This window comes from Desulfosediminicola ganghwensis (assembly GCF_005116675.2).
Taxonomy (GTDB): Bacteria; Desulfobacterota; Desulfobulbia; order Desulfobulbales; family Desulfocapsaceae; genus Desulfopila; species Desulfopila ganghwensis.
This window is the reverse complement of record NZ_CP050699.1, coordinates 2292436-2308433: the sequence shown is the minus strand read 5'-3', so window position 1 is coordinate 2308433 and position 15998 is coordinate 2292436. Positions and strand designations below refer to the sequence as shown.

Below are 15998 nucleotides of genomic sequence, written 5' to 3'. Positions count from 1 at the left end.
AAAACCGACCAACCAGCCTCCCTTTTGTCCCACCTCTTCCAGCATGAAATTCATTTCTACCATTACTTCCTTGATTGATAAGATACTGTAGTAGCGTCCTTATCAACTCAACCAAGGAGGTGCGTCATGAGTAGTCCGATCCGAGACGAGTTCGTCGAACACATGAATTTTCACGGTCTCACCCATGAGACCCAGCGTGGGTACATCAGTGGGGTCAGATGCCTGGCAAAGTACTACAATCAGTCCCCGGAGAAGCTGAGCAATGACCAGGTGCGGGGCTATTTCCGCCATCTGCTGCTGGAGAAAAAACTGGCATGGAGTTCATGCAAGACCTATCTCTCAGGCATCACCTATTTCTACCGTCATATTTGCGACCGGGAGGTTGATGACCGCTTTGGCCTGCCGCCGAAACCACGGAGCAAGAAACTACCGGCCGTACTGTCAATGGAAGAAGTAGGCCGTCTTCTGGGCTGCATTGATAACCTTAAACACCGGGTTCTGCTCAAGACCATCTACAGCGCAGGGCTTAGAGTCGGGGAAGCTATTCGCCTCAAGCCGGAGCATATTGAAAGCGATCCGTCCAGGATGGTAATCAGGGTCCAACAGGGCAAGGGACGCAAGGATCGCTATACGGTTCTGTCCAGACAGTTGCTCCCTGAACTGCGGGCCTATTGGCAGGAGTACAAGCCCAAGCTGTGGTTGTTTCCCGGCCAGAAGCCCGGAACCCATATCAGAAGTGCTTCCGTCTCGATGATGCTCTACGCAGCTAAAAAAAAATCGGCTTAACCAGGGAATGCAGTCTCCATACTCTCAGACACAGCTTTGCCACCCACCTCCTCTATAAAGGCTACGACCTTTATACCATCAGCCAACTGCTCGGCCACAGCAACATAGAAACAACGACGATCTATCTGCATCTGGTTCCAGCCAGGTATGTCCAACTCAAGAGTCCGCTTGATCTGCTGGACGAGACGAAGGAGGGAGCAGATGAAAGATAATGGCAACACACCGGAGATTGCCGATATCTTTCGCAGATATGGTAAGAAATACCGGGATATGCATGTGGTGGGATCGCAGCAATATAAGGTCATGAGACGCATCGAAAGATGTCGGACCGCTGCCCTTGGAGGCCATGTCGAAGCCTGTAATCATTGCGGTTATAGCCGCAACGCATATAACTCCTGCCGGGACAGACACTGTCCGAAATGCCAGACCATGGTCAAGGAGAAATGGCTCAGTGACAGAAGGACAGAACTGCTGCCTTGCCCCTATTTTCACAACGTTTTCACTTTGCCGCATGAGCTCAACCCCCTGGTTATGGGCAATAAACACATTATGCTGACTCTGCTGTTTACCGCAGTCAAAGAAACATTGCAGGTCTTCGCCCGTGATCCGCAGTGGCGCCTTGGGGGCCAACTCGGCTTCATTTCCGTGCTTCACACATGGAATCAGAAACTCATGGACCACTACCACCTGCACTGCATCATCCCGGCAGGAGTTCTTTCATTTGATCGTACAAGCTGGACCGGCACCAGAAGAAAATATTTATTCCGGGTTCAGTCATTGGCGAAGGAGCTCAAAAAACGCTATCTGGACAAGCTAGAAAGGGCACATAAGAAAAACCTCCTTTCTTTCCCTGGCAAGGTTGCAGGGCTGCAAGAGAAAAAACAGTTCCTGACGTTCATAGAAACGTTGCGTGGCAAGCAGTGGATCACTTATGCCAAACAGCCCTTTGGTGGACCGGAACAGGTACTCGAATATCTCGGTCGCTATACCCACCGGGTGGCAATAACCAACAACCGGATCATTGCTATCGATGATGGCAAGGTTAGCTTCAGGTATCGGGACCGCAGCGACGACAATAAGGAAAAAGAACTTACCCTCAGTGCTGAAGAATTTATCAGGCGATTTCTCCTGCACGTGCTGCCGAGCGGCTTTACCAAAATCCGCTATTACGGCTTCCTGGCTCATGCTAACAAGAAAACCTGCATCGCTTTAATCCGCACCCTGATCGGTTCAGACGTCAAATATACACAGAAAACAGTGGAGACCGTTCAGGAGATGATGCTGCGCTTGACCGGCATCGACATCTGCTGCTGCCCGCAGTGCGGCAAGGGAAAGCTGGTCTATCTCAGGCCGATTACCGACCTGGCTTATGATGATAGCTCCTGATCAGGTTTCTGTATCAGGATTTATCTAATTTCCAGATATACCGATGTTGGATTCAACAGGATAGCTGCATCTTGCACAGGTGAAAATTGCGAGCAAATACGTGGGTGCCATGAAAAAATATACATTTTGTCGCAAAACCAGCGTCATCAAAGACCAGTTTCGCCGGCTATGCTCGAAAGACCCGCTTCTCAATCTTGCACCACGACCGATAAACAGTAATCAGGAACCGCAATTAATCCCCATAGCATAACGTTTCCGGCCACAACTCCCCCGCAGTTCAGTTCTCAAGGTTTATCAATAATTGCAGCATGTTTTGTTGTGAATTCAAGGACTGCCAGAGCGCAACTATTGATAAACCTATTCTGTCAATCTTTATGCTCACCTATATAAGGAAGAGTGATTGACACCTCAAGCCCGCCATCATCCTTATTTCTGGCCGTAACTTTACCACCATGCTGCTCGACAGCCCCTAAGGTTATAGCCAGCCCAAGTCCGCTGTTCCGCTTCGTCGTCCGCAGCTCTGTTCCTGCCTGGAAAAATGGTAAAAACAACTTATCCAGATCGTTATCATTAACACCAGGGCCATGATCCCTTATTGCGATTACAGCTTTTTTCTCAGCAAGAAGCGGTTCCGTTTTGAGGCTTATTTCAACAGCTGTGCTTTCATTTGTAAACCGTATCGCATTCCTGACAAGATTTTCCACTGCGCTGTAGATGAGGTCATAATCTCCCGCTATACTAATTTTTTCTGTTTTAGTAACTTCTACGAAACAGTTACGACTGGACGCTTCCAATTCAGCATCTTTTTGTATTTTTTGAATGAGTTCTTCAAGATCTATAGGGTCTTGCTTAACAGGGGAATGAATAGCTTCGATCTGTGAGAGGGTAATTACCTGGCCTATCAGATAATTCATCTTTACAATTTCTTTATCTACTCGCTGCAGAGCTGTTTCAACCTCAGGAGTACCCTTTTTCCTCGCCAGATCCAGAGCAAGGGTCATGCGGCTTAAAGGAGATCGCAGTTCATGGGATATATTTCTCAACAGCTCTTCTCTTGATGATATAAGCTTTTCAGTTCTCCCTGCCATTTCGTCGAATCCTGCGGCCAGGTCATAGAACTCATCCCGCCTTCTTCCGATTAAGGGAAGAACCCGTTCGTCAAATTTACCACCTGCAAACTTCCGGGTTGATTTGGTCAGGATCGTAATAGGCTTGGAAATATGTTTGGCAAGGATCAGACAAACAACGGCTGATGTCACGATGGTTATCCATAACCTTACACTACTGTAGTACGAAGGATTGAGAGGTTCATTTATCCACCGTTTGGGTAATGCAGCAGCAATTATAAACTGTTTGTCATTGTTCGAAGTAATCGGTTTTGCCACTAGCGGCCTACTGCCAAAAACTAAAAATGCTGGTCCTTCCTTATCCAGAACCCGGTTAATGATCCTGTTTGCATTTTGGGGGAGACGGTCGCCATAGAGATGTTGACCGTCTCCTGAAAACAGATACAGGACAAAACCGTTAGTCTCTTCAACTCTGCTTGCCAGTCTGTCGAGCGCTCTAATTTTGTTCTGTTCAAACAGGGTGACACTCAAATTTCCAACTCGATCCAGGGAACGCAAAGCATTCTCTCTTCCTTTCGATAAAAGAGAATCTGATTCAAGAAAAAATGAAGAAGAGACAAAGAGTATTCCGACTCCCATCATCGAAAGCCAGAACCATAAAAATATTTTCCAATAAATTGATTTCATAGAACTAAATTGGCCGTATTGTTTCCGCAAAGAGATACCCTTCACCTCGTACAGACACAATTAGCTTTGATTTTCCGACTGCCTGTTTCAGCTTTCTGCGAAGATTACTTAAATGTACATCAAGACTTCGATCTAGCGGGGACTGCTCGCGATCCAGAACGGACCGGTAAAGCTCATCTCTATCAACAATATCGCCTTCTGCTGAAACCAGCCGTTCCAACAGTTTGAACTCTAAGGAAGTAAGGTTAATCTCCTGTTCGAATGCATGTACGGTTCTTCGTGTTAAATCCATTGTTATTGAATCAGCCAGAGACAAGACCACTCGTTTCGTATCAGCTTTTTCAACATTTTCAGTAGCCGATCTGCGCAAAATCGATCGAGTTCTAGCCAGAAGTTCTCTCGGGTTAAACGGCTTTGGAAGGTAATCATCCGCCCCAACTTCCAGGCCGATGATTCGGTCCACCTCTTCCCCTCGTGCAGTGAGCATGATGATTGGAATTTCAGAATTTCTTCTGATTATCTTCAGAACTTCAAGCCCATTGATATCCGGCAACATGACGTCGAGGATTATTAAAGAAAAGGATTCTTCTGTCACTTTCCGACAGCCATCCTCTCCGTTATGCACCATCTCGATCTCAAATCCATCATCACTGAGGTATTCATCCAATAGTTCACAGAGCTCAGTATCATCATCGATAATTAGAATTTTTGTAGTATCCATCATCTTGCCTTAAAGACTTTTTCTATCGTATCACAGCATGTTGAGAGCGCAGGAAACAGGCACACAGCTGTAAAAACATTAAGTACCACACCATTTCATTTTTTGAATGTTAAGAAATGTAAATTTCAGGCACCGGAGTACACCAATTTCTTAATTTTACTTAACTGGGGTTTGTTGGAAAAAACCTCTATGCTTGTCACATACATCAGCTGATATTTTCCACATTAACAAGAAGTATACACAACAATTTAAGGAGTAAAACATGATAACGAAAAAACGTATATGTACCGTTCTGCTCTCTGCGACACTCATTTTTCCCATCTGCTGCCAGGCAAATGAAAATGTACTACCCGAGGTAATCGAATCATCGGTACCTACCAATACAACTCATGCATCTGGTACTTACCGATCTTTTGAGAGGCTTGAAGAGTATCTTAATCTCACCGAAGAGCAGATTGCAGAGATTCGTGGAATTGTTTCATCAGAAAAAGAAACGATTCAGGAGTTGGTACAACAAGTTCGTGCATTCCGCCAGGAATTACGAGTTATGCATGAGGCTGGAGATTATAACCCAGAATTTGTTTTGGACTCGGCCCAACAGCAATCGGAACTTATTAATGATCTGATTGTGATCAGGCAAGAGTTGAAAGCAAAAATCGGCTCGGTATTGACACCGGAGCAGCGGGTAAAAGCAACTGCATTGCGCACTGTAGTGCGATCGATCATTGAATCAAGGGTTATGCAGCATTTTCCTGGTCTACAGCAAGATCAGGTGTGACGGTTATCACTCTATAACTAAGAGGAGTTCACCATTATGAGAAGAATGAAGTTTACCACTATTATCTGTATAGCTCTTTCCATTCTGGCAACAAGTGTTTTTGAATTATATCACATGGATGCGGAAGCGGGTTCTTTAAGAAAACGGCGTACCGTTGCCGGTAATGGTTCTGATGTCTATGCAGGAAAACGATCAGCCATTGTCAGTGATACCGGTCAACGAGCGGTATCGCGAGGGCGTTCTTTCTATGATGATGACGGATCAGCTACCGCTGTTAAAAGTAGAAGAATTTCAGATGGGTCAGGTAATGGACGGATGAAAAGAAAAACAGCCACAACGGATCAGTATGGAAATGCCACCTATGAGAAAACAAAGGCTTTCCATGGAGCGGGCGGAAGTAGTGGCGGCAAGAACAAGCAGACAACAGTCAATGCGGATGGAAGTATAGTCCGTGATTCTCAATCGTCCTACACTGGGAAGAATGGAACGACAGTTGAGGGAGAAGGATCGTTTATACGTGATGAGGGTGGAAATCTCTCAGGAAACAAAACGATTACTACTACTTCAGCCGACGGCACTATTCAGCAACACGAAGTTGTTTATTCGCCAGATTCTGGGTGGGAAAAAACTACGCAGTAGAATAGAAAACGATACTTTCAATATTTCAGAAAGGGGGTATCCATTTCACTGGCCTTGATTTCTTACCATAAGTTTCACAGCCGAAAATGCCTTTTTTTCAAGCAGTTGTGATTCTCTGAATCTTTACAAGGCAACTACTTTATCAATTACTGCAATACTTATTGTTTCAGCAACCTGTTGCTAACATTGGACTTTCTATTCATGCTAAAACAATTAGGCCAGTGAAGTGGATACCCCACTTTCAGAATAAAGAGAATTACAATGAACAATTACAAAACCACACACTCGTTCTTAAATCCAATAGTGATGATGTTGATATTTTTTTCATTGCTGGTCACCACTCCCTGTTTGGCTCAATCTGGTGCGGGAGGGACGTTTGCCGATTCCTCTCCAACTGAGCGAGCACAGATGCAAACGGAAATGATGAGTGAGTTTTTGCAACTCAGTGATCAGAAAACCGCAGAGGTTGGAATGATCAATCTCTACTATGCCGAAGAAATACAAACTCTACAAAACAGCGGTAAATCGAGGCGTAAAAAATTTCGTGCTATCAAATCGCTTCTCGCTGAAAAATATAAGAAAATTGAGCAGGTTTTGAGCCAGGATCAATTCAATGATTATAAAAACGCTCAAGAGGAAATGAGAAAGAAAATCAAACAGAAGCTTGCTGAACGAAAATAGCATATCCAGTAACGGTTGAGGCAACGGCTGGATTAGGATCGTCGGGGAGGTACGAGCCTTCCTGACGGTACCACTGATTTCTTACTTGGTAAAAGCCGTATAGTAGTCAAAGGTTATAATTGGCAATCATAGTCAATTTCGTTCAGTAAACGGTAGAGATGTTTCCTGTTTCTCTTCTGAGGCATCTCTATCTCGGCGTGCCGCCATCTATCAACTAGGCAAAATCCTACCTGCACAAGAATAGTGTAAACTTTCAGAATTTCTTAAATGGTTAACATTGCCAATAATAGCCTCTACAGTTGCTATAACCTGTGCCTTTGCAGGCTCGCAGTAGTAACTATAATGAAAAGAAAATCGAGTTTACGCAATACTAACAAGTTGGAAATAAACGATAAGATTTTTTTCTCCATTGATCTTCAGAAACGGACCCTGCATGCGATATCGAGTTATTCAGTGACTGCATTCCTGGCACGTAGCAAGACTTCGAATCCAAAGGTTACGCATTTGTCCAGCAGTATGTTCGATCGTACATCCTTGCAAAACCACTCTTCTGTTCCTCCTGCTGATTGCTGTTTTGCTCTTGCCTGGATCCATTTTTTGAATAGAGGTGAATAAGAGTGTTCATCAGGCCCATCGCCAAGATCACCGTAAGCATGATGCAGGTTGAAAAGGCTGCCGCCTGGGATGTAAACCCAGCCTCGTCGAGCCTCATCACAGAGACTGAGGCTACACTTACTTTTGATGAGATAAGAAAGATAACAGCTGAAAGAGTTACCATGGATCGCATGAAGATAAAAAAGAACACGGATATTATGGTTGGCCCCATAAATGGCAAAACAGCATCTCGAAGAATTCGTAAATTTCCACCTCCAAAACAAGAGACCGTCTCCTCTAAAGAAGGAGGCACCGCACGCACTCCTGTTACCATGGTGAGAAAACCCTGTGAATGGTAGTGATAAAAATTACAGAGAGCGATAAGGAAACTGCTGCCATACAGCATCCCCAGCATATTATCGCTCACATTAAAGGCAAGTACATATGAGATACCAAATACCAGACCCGGAACGCCAACTGGCAGAACAGCCAGCAGATAGACGAGCTTGGCAAGTTTTGGCGGTATTCTTTTCATGCTGAAGGCCAGAGCAAACAGGAAAACAACTCCAAGAACTGCCGCCTCAACGGAAACCAGCAAAGATGTCCAAAGCGGTGCATAACCGCCGCTAAGTGTTATGTTATAGTTAGCAAGGGTAAAGTCCATACGGTAAGGCCACAGCTTTATAAAGCTGGCTATGATCACCGTAATCACAACAAGCACAGCTATCGATCCGATGGTGTGCACAAACACTCCAAGGGGTAAATCTCGTTTTGGGTAAAATTCTGCCGATACAGGTATGGCACTTTCAGAGGAGCCGCCAAATTGTTTTTGAGAGGCAACCCTCTCTATATAGACAGCAACCAAGGTAGGCAAAAGAAGGATAATACCAATCACGGCACCCATTCCAAAATTCATCTGCCCCACCACCTGGCTGTAAATCTCTGTAGCCAGCACTTTGTAGTTGCCGCCGATCACAGCTGCGTTACCAAAATCCGTTATGGTGACGGTAAAGACCACAAAGCCGGCGCTGAGTAGGCCGAATTTTGCATTTGGAAGGGTGATATCGAAAAACTGTTTCCACTTGGAAGCTCCTAGAATCTCGGCAGCTTCATAATACCTTGCGTCAGATTGACGCAGGGCAGCCTCGATTATCAGTATCGCCTGGGGTAAGCCGTATAAAATGTTTGCGATGAGCAGCCCCCAGAAACCATATATTTCAATGTCCCACCCTGTCCACTTGTGTACCAAACCATTTCGTCCAAGTAGAAACAGAAGGCCTAAGGCCTGAACAAGTGACGGGGCAAGCAATGGCAGTGATAAGGCTCCTTTCAAATACCGTTTCCCTCCAATACCTGACCGCTGCAGGGCAAAAGCGACGGAAAAACCCAAAACCAGGCAAAATGCAGTGGTGCAGGTACTGAGAACCAGACTATTGAAGGCGGCTTTTACAACACCTGGCGACTTGAGAACGTTGATATAGTTTGCTATGCCATAGGTTCCGTCGGCAAGTTGAAAACTTTTCCCAGCCACCAGCAACATGGGGTAGCAGAAGAAAATACACAAGCCGATCAGGGGAAAGGCGACCGCTGAAGTCACCAGCAACCTGTCTCCAACCACCTGACTTCTTTTTAACCATGGTTTTGCCGTTACACTGCTCATACCTTCACCCACCTGCCGCAGCCATCGGCTACCGAAACCTCAACTGAAGCTCCCTCAGTAAAGTCCGGGTAACCCTGCATCTCGACAACCACATCTTCGCCATGCCAGTCCAGGGTGACCCTGCTCAAATTGCCGAGGAACTGCAAATCCTTCACCTCAGCCCCACCCTCCTTGGCGTCTATAATCAACTGCTCCGGGCGAACAGAAAATTCAAAGGCATCGTCTCTTCCCTCAGGTCTCGTCTCCTCCATTTGAGGTATGTTTTTACGAATCCAGGAGGCCGGAAAAATATTGCTTACCCCGACAAAATCTGCGACAAATCGAGTTGCCGGCTCAGCATATAACTCCCGGGGAGTACCAATCTGCTCAATGCGGCCGTCCTTCATGCAGATAATTTTATCTGCCATGGTCAACGCCTCTTCCTGGTCATGGGTAACCATGATTGTCGGTATCCCGAGACGCTGCTGCATTTCACGAATCTCAAAACGCATCTCTGCACGCACCCTGGCGTCAAGAGCTGAAAGAGGTTCATCAAGAAGCAGCAAAGAAGGTTCTACAGCCAGAGCGCGTGCAATGGCCACACGCTGTTGCTGACCGCCGGATAGCTGATGCGGGTATCGACCGGCAAGATCCGGTAATTTAATGAGTTCAAGGAGCGTTTCTACCCTCTCATCAATTTCTTTCTTATCAATTTTTTGCACCTTAAGCCCATATCCCACATTTTCTTTCACCGTCATGTTTGGAAAAAGTGAGTATGATTGAAAGACAAGACCGAAACCTCTATCACGGGCTGCAATTTCAACAAGATCCTTATCGCCAAGATTCATGCTTCCGCCGTCAAAATCAAGCAGTCCGGCAATGATTCTCAGCAGCGTGGTTTTACCGCAACCGCTCGGCCCTAAAAGGCAGACGAACTCATTCTCACCAACTTCCATGTTAATACGATCTAACGCGACAAAGCCGTTGAACGTTTTATACAGATTTTTAATTGACAGTTTCATTACTTAAATTTTACCGGACTCAAGGTGCATTGTTTTAGATATTGATTACTTCCTGCAAGGAATCACTTCGCTACGGTTGCGTTCCACTTTTTCAATATTTCAGGCCTTTCCACAGCAGACTTGGCAAAATCTACAGGATAGAGAACTTCTGAGAGGTTTTCAGGGAGACCTGCCGCAGCAGCCATTGCTGAAGGTTTTGTCCCAGGAATGGTTATGATTGCCTTGTACTTGGCGTATACCTCGGCAGCTTCTTGTGAAAGGGTCCAGTCGAGGAACTTTTTAGCGTCTTCCTTGTTCTTCGACCCGGCCAAAAGACCTGAAGCCTCGAGTTCGTAACCGGCCCAGTCGGAAGGGAGCACCATCAAAACGGGGTACCCCATTTCCACCGATTTCATTGCCACAAATGAAAGGGAAGCACCGATTGCATACTCGCCGGCTCGTGCCATCTTGCATGGTTTGGAGCCGGATGATGTGTACTGGGCCATATTCTCATCCATATCATCAATGAGTTTCCAGCCGTCCTCCTGGCCTGCCCCCTGGATGATTGCCGCTACTTGAAGATAGCCGGTACCCGATGATGCAGGGTTTGGCATGACAACCTCACCCTTGTAAACCGGGTTGGTCAAATCAGACCACGACTTGGGCATTGGAAGATTTTTAGACTCCAAAACAGCAGTATTAACGCAGAGAGCCCCCATGTATCCAGTGGCTGCGAACCAGGAATCGTCTTCAGCCCGATATTGGGCCGGCAGAGATTCTGAATTTGCAGCCTTATAGGGTTCGAGCTGCGATACTATTTGTTTATCCGCCATGTTTGTGACTGCAAAACCCCAGATCACATCCGCTTGTGGATTTTCAGACTCGGCAATTATCCTCGCCCCGAGATCACCTGTTGAAAGACGCATGACATTTATCTCGATGTCCGGAAGTGACTTCTTTGCAACTGCCAGATAATCAGCGATCTCGTCTTCTTCCAAGGCGCTGTAGACTGTAATTTCTCCGGCCTGAACCTGAGTGCAAAATGCCAGGCCCACAAGCGCACCTGTGGTCAACCTTCTCACACTCTTGATACTGAAACTCTTCATCTAACCCTCCATTCGTGTTTACTTTTCATTGGATTTTGGTTCACTTCGCATGTGGCGTTTTGACCACATTTGCACTTTTGTGGTTTTTTGTCTATCTTTTTTTTCATAATTGTGTAATTATTTTATTAAAGCAAACACAGGAAACTCGTTAACTAATTTGTTACATATTTGTAACACAAGTGTCGGCTAATAACATCCGATACTTCTCACAAAGGAATTAACGGTACAGGATATATGTGGAAAGAAGAGCGATTCCAGAAAATACGAACCCTTTTGCAAACCTATGGCAGAGTCACCATAAAAAGAGCTGCTGAAGATTTGGATGCATCAAGAGAAACCATCAGAAGAGATTTTTCTGAAATGGAACAACTTGGCGAATTAAAAAAAATAAGAGGCGGTGCAATCGCTCTGGACCCAGAGCACGAGCCACCGATAACATTACGAAATTACGAACAGAGGAAAGAAAAAAGAGCCATTGCAAAAGCAGTCGTTTCGCGAATTAAAAGCGGCCAGACTTTGTTTATTGATGCCGGCAGCACCACCTCGATACTGGCGGAAGAGTTGGCAAAAATAACTGGGATTACCGTAATCACAAACTCGCTTTACATCGCCCAAAGACTTTCATGTGAAAAGTGCCGGCTTACAAATTCTATTATGACTATTCTCCTCGGCGGAATGCTGCATGACTCTCTCCCGGCAACCTTTGGCGAAAAGACAATCGCTGAAATTTATCGTCATCATGCCGACATCACACTCGTCTCACCGGTCGGCCTTGATGCACAATACGGCGCAACAAGTTTTGACCCCGCTGAGGCGGAAATTGCCAGAGCGATGATCGGCAACAGCAAGGCATCCTACCTGCTGGCTGACTCGACAAAAATTGGTCGAATCAGTCGGGTTGGATTTTGCCCGACTGAGGATATTGATGTCTTCTTCACCGACAAAAAGGCTCTGAAAAAAAAGGAACTTCAGGAGATTAAGGACAAAATCGAGGATATAGTTTTTGCCTAAATGCGCTGCCGGACAGAGGAAAATGACATTGTTTGAACAAACGATATCAACCATATCGCAAATATTGCAAATATGGTCGCTCTGTCCGAATTGCCCAGACAATCCTCATGACAAAAAGAACCTGCACACCAGAACCCCAGGTATGACTTATTAAGAGTATCCCATGCAAAAAAATGTCCTTGAAAAAGCTGCTGGCAAAAGCCTCGCCTCTTCGTTCCGGTGATGTTCTTGCCAGTATAGCTGCAGAAACTGAAGAGGATCGGGTAACCGCCCAAATGGCCCTGGCCGACACACTATTACAGCGGTTTTTACACGAGCCTGTTATCCCCTATGAAGAAGATGAGGTCACCCGTTTAATATTTGACGAACATGACAATGAGGCATTTCAAGCGGTCAGTTCATTTACCGTCGGAGAATTTCGAGACTGGCTTCTGACTGATCAGGCAGACAGCCAGGCACTTGCGAGGTTGTCTCCGGGGCTCACTCCTGAAATGGTGGCAGCGGTCTCAAAACTCATGCGCATGCAGGATCTTATTCAGGTGGCCGCAAAATGTACGTCATAACAGCTTTCAGGAACACCATCGGCCTTCCTGGTACTTTTTCGGTCAGGTTACAGCCAAACCACCCAACAGATGATTTGAACGGCATCGCTGCATCTATTCTGGACGGGCTTTGCTACGAATGTGGCGATGCCGTGATAGGCATCAACCCTGCCACAGACAGCGTTGCCAATATCAAGCAGTTGCTTTTTATGCTTGACGACCTGATAACCCAATACAAAATCCCTACCCAGAGCTGCATTCTAACCCACGTTACCACCACCATCGAAGCGATTGAAGCAGGCGCACCTGTAGACCTCTGCTTTCAGTCGATTGCAGGAACAGAAAAAGCCAACAACAGTTTCGGCATAACCCTTGATTTACTCAAACAGGGTATGGACGCAACCCTGAGCCAGAATCGCGGCACAGCAGGCACGAATGTCATGTATTTCGAAACAGGACAGGGGAGCGCCCTTTCTGCAGATGCGCATCACGGGGTCGACCAGCAGACCCTGGAAGCAAGAGCCTATGGAGTTGCCAGGAAATACAAACCGTTACTCGTCAACACCGTTGTCGGTTTCATCGGACCCGAATATCTCTATAACGGCAAACAAATCCAAAGAGCAGGCCTGGAAGATCATTTTTGCGGAAAATTACTGGGCCTGCCTATGGGCGTTGATATTTGCTACACCAACCATGCCAAAGCCGACCAGGACGACATGGATGTACTTCTTACTTTACTTGGTAATGCGGGGTGCAATTTCATCATGGGCGTCCCTGGCGCTGACGACATCATGTTGAATTATCAATCAACATCATTTCATGATGCAACATATATACGCAAACTGCTCAACCTGACCCCGGCTCCGGAATTCACCGCATGGGTGGAGAGCATGTCTATCATAAACCACCAAGGAAAACTACAACCCATTCAAAATGGTAATACGCTGCTGCGGTTAACATCGGAGGCCTGTTCATGAGTATACACAACCCAATAATCACCCAGGATCCCTGGAAAAAGTTGCGGCGGCACACCGATGCCCGAATTGCCCTTGGAAGGGCTGGGGTCAGCCTCCCTCTCAATGAGCACCTGAGGTTCAAGCTTGCCCACGCCAGAGCAAGGGATGCCGTGTATCAGCCTGTCCGAACCGATGACATCCTTTCGTCCCTGGAGACCGATAAAAGAAAAGCACTGCTGCTTCACTCCATGGCCTCTGACAGGATGGAGTACCTCACTAGGCCTGATATAGGGAGGGCGCTCAACCACACCTCCAAAGAGTTATTGCGTAGCGGGAAAAGCGGTTTTGATATTTGTATTGTTATCTGCGACGGCCTGTCTGCCCCTGCTGTAAATGAAACAGCAGCAGCGGTAACGAACGGATTGCTGGAACTCGTTGACCAGACAACCCTGAGCGCTTCACCTGTCTGTATGGTTACCAACGGGCGTGTTGCTGTCGGAGATGAGATCGGCCTTCTCTTAAAAGCAAAAATGGTCGTGATACTCATAGGGGAAAGACCGGGGTTGAGTTCGCCTAATTCACTTGGGGCATATATAACCTGTGATCCGAAGCCTGGTACAACCGATGAGGCTCGAAACTGCATCTCAAACATCAGACATGGCGGAATGTCCGTTTCCAAAGCAGTCAGAAAAATAGCGTATCTTGTTGAGGAGGGGTTCAGAATTGGCGAGACAGGTGTCAGACTTAAGGACAAAATGGATGATGAATATACACCGTTACTCAGTTTCAAGACTGATTTATAGCACTTCAATTTACACGACAAGCGTCCTGAAAGGATAACAACATGATAGATCTTCACACCCACACCTTGTTCAGTGATGGCGCCTTTGTTCCTTCAGAGCACCTACGGAGAGTGGAAACACTCGGCTACGAGGCTATCGCCATTACCGACCATGCAGACTCCTCAAATCTGCATATCTTGATCCCAAATCTTGCCCGAGTTGCTGCTGATCTCAATCCCGTCACGAAAACCAGGCTCATCGTCGGTGTTGAATTAACCCATGTTCCACCATCGTTAATCAAGCCATTAACAATAAAAGCCCGTGAACTCGGAGCTCAACTGGTTGTTGTGCATGGGGAAACACCTGTGGAGCCGGTCCTTGCCGGTACAAACAGGGCAGCGCTCGAGGCTGGAGTTGACATCTTGGCTCACCCCGGTTTTCTCAGTGAGGAGGATTCAGTTCTTGCAGCTGAAAACAACACCTACCTTGAGCTCTCAGGCCGCAAAGGCCACAGCCTGACCAATGGTCATGTCGCCAGGATGGCTGCAAAGACCGGGGCACCTCTGGTCATTAACGCCGATGCCCACGATTCAAGCGACTTCCTTTCTGCTGAGATGGCAGAAAAGGTCGGTCTCGGTGCCGGCATCAGCAAGGAAGACTACCAGCAGATTCGTCAAAATATGAAAGATATTGTCAGCAGAGTTTAATTGCAAAAGACATATCCAAACAGGCAAATTTGTCGCAATTAATATCTTTGATTCGCAGATTCAGGAACACATTGAATCACCTACGCATGCCTCTTAACCATATGCCGCTGATGTGAACCCTTTGATATGTTATCTTTGTAAGGGAAGTTTGAGTTTCCACTTTTTAAGATTATGAGGAGTTGATATTGGCAACCGCAGCTTTGATTATAGCTCTCAGGGTTAAGAAGATGTCCATCCTGATCACATAATGTCTGCGACTTATTATAAGCCTTAACGTTGCCAGGACGAAGCTTGTCATTCTTGTCACTTACTCCAACGAAAGGTGCTTTCTGTTTATCGTCATCTACGGACCTCAGAGGTTGGGGTTTCTACGGTGTTAGGCAGAATGTAAGATTACACGACAGAATCATTCGATGCAGGATTAAGGATTTCAATTGCCAATCTAATGGGATTGCAGAAAAGGGCTACTGAAGATTCTTCCTGTATCTGTGAACCAAGGTCTTGATCAGCAAACTGCCGTTCAGTGGCAGACCAGCCTCCTGTACGAAATAGTCAGGGTCACGAGGTGAGGGTAATCAACAGTAGGCACATACTCAGTTAAGGCTTTTCCTGAATATGCCCTGGATTATTCTGACAGGAGACCAATGAGTATTGCCTAAAAGCAAAAGGAGGCCTTGGGGAACTTGAAATAATAGTACTGGTAGAATCGTGACCCAAAACTAGAAGAGAAGTTCGTTGTGGGTCACGACCCTGGTACTCAATGTATTAGAACCAGATATGCCGATAGTTCTGACTAGGAGGCTGTCGGACTTTAGCCTTTTTCTACTTTAATCCGTGGACTCCTATTGGACTCTGATATCAAATTATGCGATTCTCAGAGCCTTAAAGTGGTCAGTCCGACAGACTCCTAGAAAG

At 46.2% G+C, this 15998-nt stretch carries 12 protein-coding genes and 2 pseudogenes; 9 read left to right on the top strand and 5 right to left on the bottom strand.

The window, feature by feature from the left end; all coding sequences use genetic code 11:
• Nucleotides 1–126: 126 nt before the first annotated feature.
• Nucleotides 127–998 (top strand): annotated as a pseudogene (locus FCL45_RS09740) (tyrosine-type recombinase/integrase).
• Nucleotides 988–2172 (top strand): IS91 family transposase, encoded by a 1185-nt coding sequence (locus FCL45_RS09730; RefSeq protein ID WP_176360025.1) that lies wholly within the window; start codon nucleotides 988–990, stop codon nucleotides 2170–2172. The pseudogene FCL45_RS09740 and the gene FCL45_RS09730 overlap by 11 nt, the downstream one beginning before the upstream one ends.
• A gap of 365 nt (nucleotides 2173–2537) precedes the next feature.
• On the opposite strand, the gene FCL45_RS09725 is transcribed toward FCL45_RS09730, so the two are convergent.
• Both FCL45_RS09725 and FCL45_RS09720 read right to left on the bottom strand, forming a co-directional pair.
• Nucleotides 2538–3926, bottom strand: coding sequence for a sensor histidine kinase (locus FCL45_RS09725; RefSeq protein WP_176360024.1), 1389 nt, complete (start codon nucleotides 3924–3926; stop codon nucleotides 2538–2540).
• Between the two features lie 4 nt (nucleotides 3927–3930).
• Nucleotides 3931–4650, bottom strand: coding sequence for a response regulator (locus FCL45_RS09720; RefSeq protein WP_228721469.1), 720 nt, complete (start codon nucleotides 4648–4650; stop codon nucleotides 3931–3933).
• 259 nt (nucleotides 4651–4909) lie between these two features.
• Between FCL45_RS09720 and FCL45_RS09715 the strand changes: the two genes are divergently transcribed.
• The 3 genes from FCL45_RS09715 (at nucleotide 4910) to FCL45_RS09705 (ending at nucleotide 6745) form a co-directional block, all read left to right on the top strand.
• Nucleotides 4910–5425: a Spy/CpxP family protein refolding chaperone gene (locus tag FCL45_RS09715; protein ID WP_136798838.1), complete on the top strand. Its 516-nt coding sequence runs from the start codon at nucleotides 4910–4912 to the stop codon at nucleotides 5423–5425.
• Between the two features lie 36 nt (nucleotides 5426–5461).
• Nucleotides 5462–6064, top strand: coding sequence for a hypothetical protein (locus FCL45_RS09710; RefSeq protein ID WP_136798839.1), 603 nt, complete (start codon nucleotides 5462–5464; stop codon nucleotides 6062–6064).
• A gap of 261 nt (nucleotides 6065–6325) precedes the next feature.
• Nucleotides 6326–6745 (top strand): hypothetical protein, encoded by a 420-nt coding sequence (locus tag FCL45_RS09705; protein WP_136798840.1) that lies wholly within the window; start codon nucleotides 6326–6328, stop codon nucleotides 6743–6745.
• A 496-nt stretch (nucleotides 6746–7241) separates the two neighbouring features.
• Here FCL45_RS09705 and FCL45_RS09700 read toward each other — a convergent pair whose 3' ends face one another.
• The 3 genes from FCL45_RS09700 to FCL45_RS09690 all read right to left on the bottom strand — a co-directional run bounded on the left by FCL45_RS09700 (nucleotide 7242) and on the right by FCL45_RS09690 (nucleotide 11085).
• The gene (locus tag FCL45_RS09700; RefSeq protein ID WP_136798841.1) at nucleotides 7242–8999 is read right to left on the bottom strand and encodes an ABC transporter permease subunit; all 1758 of its coding nucleotides are present in this window, start codon (nucleotides 8997–8999) and stop codon (nucleotides 7242–7244) included.
• Nucleotides 8996–10000, bottom strand: coding sequence for an ABC transporter ATP-binding protein (locus FCL45_RS09695; protein ID WP_136798842.1), 1005 nt, complete (start codon nucleotides 9998–10000; stop codon nucleotides 8996–8998). Before FCL45_RS09695 ends, FCL45_RS09700 begins: the two co-directional genes overlap by 4 nt.
• Before the next feature lie 62 nt (nucleotides 10001–10062).
• Nucleotides 10063–11085 carry an ABC transporter substrate-binding protein gene (locus FCL45_RS09690; protein WP_136798843.1) on the bottom strand — a complete coding sequence of 341 codons (1023 nt, stop codon included), beginning with the start codon at nucleotides 11083–11085 and terminating at the stop codon, nucleotides 10063–10065.
• 234 nt (nucleotides 11086–11319) lie between these two features.
• On the opposite strand from FCL45_RS09690, the gene FCL45_RS09685 reads away from it, so the two are divergent.
• The 4 genes and pseudogenes from FCL45_RS09685 (at nucleotide 11320) to FCL45_RS09670 (ending at nucleotide 15083) form a co-directional block, all read left to right on the top strand.
• Nucleotides 11320–12096 carry a DeoR/GlpR family DNA-binding transcription regulator gene (locus FCL45_RS09685; protein ID WP_136798844.1) on the top strand — a complete coding sequence of 259 codons (777 nt, stop codon included), beginning with the start codon at nucleotides 11320–11322 and terminating at the stop codon, nucleotides 12094–12096.
• Between the two features lie 173 nt (nucleotides 12097–12269).
• Nucleotides 12270–13615 (top strand): annotated as a pseudogene (locus tag FCL45_RS09680) (ethanolamine ammonia-lyase subunit EutB).
• Nucleotides 13612–14397 (top strand): ethanolamine ammonia-lyase subunit EutC, encoded by a 786-nt coding sequence (gene eutC / locus FCL45_RS09675; RefSeq protein WP_136798845.1) that lies wholly within the window; start codon nucleotides 13612–13614, stop codon nucleotides 14395–14397. Before FCL45_RS09680 ends, eutC begins: the two are co-directional and overlap by 4 nt.
• Before the next feature lie 41 nt (nucleotides 14398–14438).
• Nucleotides 14439–15083, top strand: coding sequence for a histidinol phosphate phosphatase domain-containing protein (locus FCL45_RS09670; protein WP_136798846.1), 645 nt, complete (start codon nucleotides 14439–14441; stop codon nucleotides 15081–15083).
• Nucleotides 15084–15998 lie beyond the last annotated feature (915 nt).